The organism is Paenibacillus sp. FSL R7-277 (assembly GCF_000517965.1).
Lineage (GTDB): Bacteria > Bacillota > Bacilli > Paenibacillales > Paenibacillaceae > Paenibacillus_AQ > Paenibacillus_AQ silagei.
This window is the reverse complement of record NZ_ASPX01000089.1, coordinates 1-1,365: the sequence shown is the minus strand read 5'-3', so window position 1 is coordinate 1,365 and position 1,365 is coordinate 1. Positions and strand designations below refer to the sequence as shown.

Annotated in this window: 1 protein-coding gene; it reads left to right on the top strand. The window is 55.2% G+C overall.

What is annotated here, in order from left to right; genetic code table 11:
- Positions 1–1,365 (top strand): hypothetical protein (locus C173_RS34530; protein WP_036730763.1); only part of this gene is annotated, 1,365 nt, incomplete at both ends.

The window sequence follows — 1,365 nt, the reverse complement described above, 5'->3', positions numbered from 1 at the left end:
GCAACCCCGGCAGCTGTCATTGACTATACTGCCGAGCAACTGACCGGCCTGACGCCAGGCGGTGCGTATACCGTGAACGGTCAGCCTGTAACGGCAGACAGCAGCGGCAATCTGGCTATAGCTAACAGCTGGCTGGGAACACCATTAAGCGTCGTGAAAAAGGGAGACGGATCAGCGACTACAGACAGCGTGGCGCAGACGTTGAATGTCCCGTCCCGCCCGGCAGCGCCTACAGGTGTAACGGCGACCGATGAAACCGCGATTAATGCGAAAGATGGCGCGTTGGTGAATGTGGATTCGGGGATGGAATACAAGCGGGGGGTCGCAGGCGCTTGGGTGAATGTTGCGGGTACAAGCGTAACAACCCTTGAACCGGATACCTATTATGTCCGCACGAAGGCGACAGTAACTGCATTTGTGTCAGAAGCGCATAGTGTGACGGTGAATGCGTATGTGCCAACGGCAGAGATTACCCCGGCAGCTGTCATTGACTATACTGCCGAGCAACTGACTGGCCTGACGCCAGGCGGTGCGTATACCGTGAACGGTCAGCCTGTAACGGCAGACATTAACGGCAAGCTGGCTATAGCTAGCAGCTGGCTGGGAACACCATTAAGCATCGTGAAAAAGGGAGACGGTTCAGCGACTACAGACAGCGTGGCGCAGACGCTGAATGTCCCGTCCCGCCCGGCAGCGCCTACAGGTGTAACGGCGACAGATGAAACCGCGATTAATGCGAAAGATGGCACGTTGGTGAATGTGGATTCGGGGATGGAATACAAGCGGGGGGCCGCAGGCGCTTGGGTGAATGTTGCGGGTACAAGCGTAACGTCACTTGAACCGGATACTTATTATGTTCGCACGAAGGCGACAGCAACTGCCTTCACCTCAGCTTCGGTGCCATTGACGGTAACGTCATTCGCGGCAACGGCGGAAGTGACGCCTATTGGTATCATTGATTATGCCGCTGAGCTACTAACGGGACTGATACCGAACGCTTTATACACCGTGAACGGCTCGGCGATAACGACGACAGCAGACGGGGCGCTGGTTATAGACAGCAGTTGGCTGGGAAGCGTGCTGAATATCGTGAAGACGGGTAACGGGGTAACTACCACCGATAGTGCTTCGCAAATATTAAGTGTTCCCGCGCGCCAGGCCGCTCCGGTGGGTGTGAGTGTAACTGATGTGACCTATAACGGAGCCAATGACGGAACACTGCAGAATTTGACCGTCCAGATGGAATACCAGATGGGGAACACAGGGGCTTGGACAGAAGTTACAGACACTACGATTACCGGTCTTGCACCAGGCACGTATTATGTGCGGGTGAAAGCTACGTCAACGGAATTTGCTTCTGCTATT